The 2,788-nt window shown below is 70.4% G+C and carries 4 protein-coding genes; 2 read left to right on the plus strand and 2 right to left on the minus strand.

Going from position 1 to position 2,788, the window contains the following annotated elements; all coding sequences use genetic code 11:
• On the plus strand, positions 1–311 hold a 311-nt coding region (locus ACFE64_RS15510), incomplete at its 5' end, for a polyprenyl synthetase family protein (protein WP_375393353.1).
• Positions 312–408: 97 nt separating this feature from the next.
• On the plus strand, positions 409–1,188 hold the full coding sequence (locus tag ACFE64_RS15515) for a PEPxxWA-CTERM sorting domain-containing protein (protein ID WP_375393354.1): 780 nt from the start codon (positions 409–411) through the stop codon (positions 1,186–1,188).
• 37 nt (positions 1,189–1,225) lie between these two features.
• On the opposite strand, the gene ACFE64_RS15520 is transcribed toward ACFE64_RS15515, so the two are convergent.
• Together ACFE64_RS15520 and ACFE64_RS15525 are read right to left on the minus strand one after the other, a co-directional pair.
• The gene (locus tag ACFE64_RS15520) at positions 1,226–2,215 is read right to left on the minus strand and encodes a cation diffusion facilitator family transporter (RefSeq protein WP_375393355.1); all 990 of its coding nucleotides are present in this window, start codon (positions 2,213–2,215) and stop codon (positions 1,226–1,228) included.
• A gap of 42 nt (positions 2,216–2,257) precedes the next feature.
• Positions 2,258–2,560, minus strand: coding sequence for a hypothetical protein (locus tag ACFE64_RS15525; protein WP_375393356.1), 303 nt, complete (start codon positions 2,558–2,560; stop codon positions 2,258–2,260).
• Positions 2,561–2,788 lie beyond the last annotated feature (228 nt).

A 2,788-nucleotide genomic window follows, 5' to 3' on the forward strand; every position in this document is an offset into this window, starting at 1 on the left:
CCATGGGCAAGGACGCGGGCGACGACTTCCGCGAGGGCAAGATGACGCTGCCCGTCATCCTCGCCCATGCCCGCGGCTCGGCCGAGGACCGGGCGTTCTGGAAGGACGCGGTGGAAGGCCGTCGCGCCGCGGACGAGGACTTCGCGCACGCGGTCGAGCTGGTCCGCCGCACGCGCTCGGTGGACGACACGCTCGCCCGGGCGCGCCATTACGGCGCCCGCGCGATCGATGCAATCGCCGGCTTTCCGGACAGCCGCGCCAAGGCGGCGATGGTCGAGGCGGTGCAGTTCGCGGTGGCACGGGCGTATTGAGGCGCTGGCGTCTGCCGCGCAGGCGGCACGGCTCGCCGGAATCCCAGTGAACGCACGTTAAGACTCCTTGACAATTTGTCAGCAAGTCTGTCTCGTTGTGGCGTCGGCCGGGGGGCCGGCCATTGTGTATCGTCCCGGGGGAATATCCATGAAGATCAAGTTTCTAGCGGCTGCGGCCGCCATTTTCGTCGTCGCGCCTGCCGCGGCGCAAACTGTCGACGGTGTCCGGGACGCCTCTTATGGCGTGGCCAAATCAGTGGTTTTGCTGAATCCCGTGTTGGCGTCGCCTAATTTCAGCTCGGCGAATGGACCGTACGGGGAGGCGAATGCCTATTCGATCTATCTTGCTACCAATGCGACGACCGTTTTCGGCTACCTGCAGGCGACGACCGACGTTCGTGACAGCGCCTACAATTTCGCCAACCTGTATTTCGATCTCGACCCGGCCAACGGCAACGGCTCCGATCTCGGCTTCGAGATCACGAACCGCCGCGCCTTTGCGTTCGGCGATCCGTTTCCCACTTACGCGAATCTCGGGCCGTCTTTGCTGAACTTCGCCTGGAGCGCCGACGGCACGGGCCTGGAGTTCTCGCTCGACAATTCGCTGTTTACCGGCGCGGTCCCGGGTGCGATTTACGAGTTCGGCAACAATCAGCAGTTCGACACGATCGGCGGCCGGCTGACGCTGCGCATCGCGCAAGCATTCAACTATGACGTCGCCGGCGGGTCCGTCTATGGCGATGACCGCCTTGGGACGGTGACGCTGGGGGCGGCCGGCGCGGTGCCGGAGCCGGCGACTTGGGCGATGATGATCGGCGGCTTCGGCCTTGCGGGCGCGGCGATGCGCCGGCGGCGCGCGACGATCGCCTTCGCCTGACCCTGCGGGGAGCGTCGCCTGAGCGGCGCTCCCCTCGTTACACCACGGCGGGGCTCGCCAGGTCGCAGTCGCCCGCGGTCTCGACCTGCACGGTCGCGTGGCCGATCCCGAAGCGGGCGTGCAGCATCGCCTCCGCCTGGCGCAGGAAGTCGTCGCCCGGGCTGCCCGCGGGCATGACGAGGTGCGCGGTCAGCACGGGCTCGGTCGTCGACATCGGCCAGATATGCAGGTCATGGACCCGCGCAACGCCGGGCAGCGTCGCCAGCGCCTGTTCCACCTGATCGAAGTCGATGCCGCGCGGCACCGCCGCGAGCGCCATCTCGCCCGTCTCGCGCAGCAGATCGACGGTCTGGACCACGATCACGGCGGCCAGCACGAGGCTGACCGCCGGGTCGAGCCACCGCCAGCCCGTCGCCCAGATCACCACACCCGCCGCCACCACGCCGGCCGACACCACGGCGTCCGCCGCCATGTGCAGATAGGCGCCGCGGATGTTGACGTCGGCGCGGCGCCCGCGCGCGAACAGCCAGGCCGTGAACGCGTTGACGAGGATGCCCACCGCGGCCACGGCCGCCACGGTCAGGCCCGGTACCGGCGGCGGGTTCGCCAGCCGCTGCGCGGCCTCCAGCACGATCGCGCCGAGCGCCACCAGCAGCAACAGCGCGTTCGACAGCGCCGCCAGGATCGTGGAGCTCTTCAGCCCATAGGTGAAGCGCTTGGACGGCTGGCGTCGCGCCAGCGCCGCGCCGCCCCACGCCACGGCCAGCCCCAGCACGTCCGACAGGTTGTGCCCCGCGTCGGCAAGCAGCGCGACCGACTGGACGGTGAGGCCCGCGCCGGCTTCGGCCAGCACGTAGAGCAGGTTGAGCGTGATCCCGATCGCGAAGGCGCGATCGAAATTGGCGGGCGCGGGATGGTGGTGATGGCCGTGCGCGTGACCATGCGCGTGACCGTGCTCAGGGCCGTGCGCATGACCCTGCTCAGGGCCGTGATCGTGCCCATGGGCGTGAGAGTGGCCGTGCGCCATGGATGGTGGCCCTAGCAGGCGGCCAGGGGACTGCGCCAGCGATCAGGAGCGGCCCAGCATCCCGCCAAGCATGCCGCCGATCCCGCCCTCGCCGCCACCGAACGCGCCCGCCAGCTGGCCCAGCCGCCCCTCGCCGCCGATATGCGCGAGCAGTTGCTGGAGCGCGTCGACCGGCAGGCCCGTTTCGGCCGAGGCCTGGGTCGCGGTGTCGCCGGGCTGCGGCGCGGCATGATGCAGCGCGCCCAGGGCCGTCTGCACCTGGTCCGGCGTCAGGCCGACGCGCGCCGCCAGGCCATCCAGGCTGTGGCCGCCGAGCTGGTTCAGCAATCCGTCGAGTATGCTCATGGCTTTGGATTCTCCTCATGCGCGATAACGGGGCGGCGGCATGGGTGTTCCCGGCGCCCTGCCCTGTGGCAAGGGGCGGCATGGCGCCGCTGCCGATCATCGCCGTGCTGCCCGACCTGCTCGCCGCGCTGCGCGCCGGCCCGAACGCCGTGCTCGTCGCGCCGCCGGGCGCGGGCAAGACCACCGCGGTCGCGCCGGCGCTGCTCGGCGAGCCGTGGTGCGTGGGCG

The organism is uncultured Sphingomonas sp., from assembly GCF_964250165.1.
Taxonomy (GTDB): domain Bacteria; phylum Pseudomonadota; class Alphaproteobacteria; order Sphingomonadales; family Sphingomonadaceae; genus Sphingomonas.

Excerpts from the sequence above, each read along its gene's own strand:
- ACFE64_RS15520 (WP_375393355.1), bottom strand. The coding sequence starts at position 2,215 with ATGGCGCACGGCCACTCTCACGCCCATGGGCACGATCACGGCCCTGAG.
- ACFE64_RS15525 (WP_375393356.1), bottom strand. The coding sequence starts at position 2,560 with ATGAGCATACTCGACGGATTGCTGAACCAGCTCGGCGGCCACAGCCTG.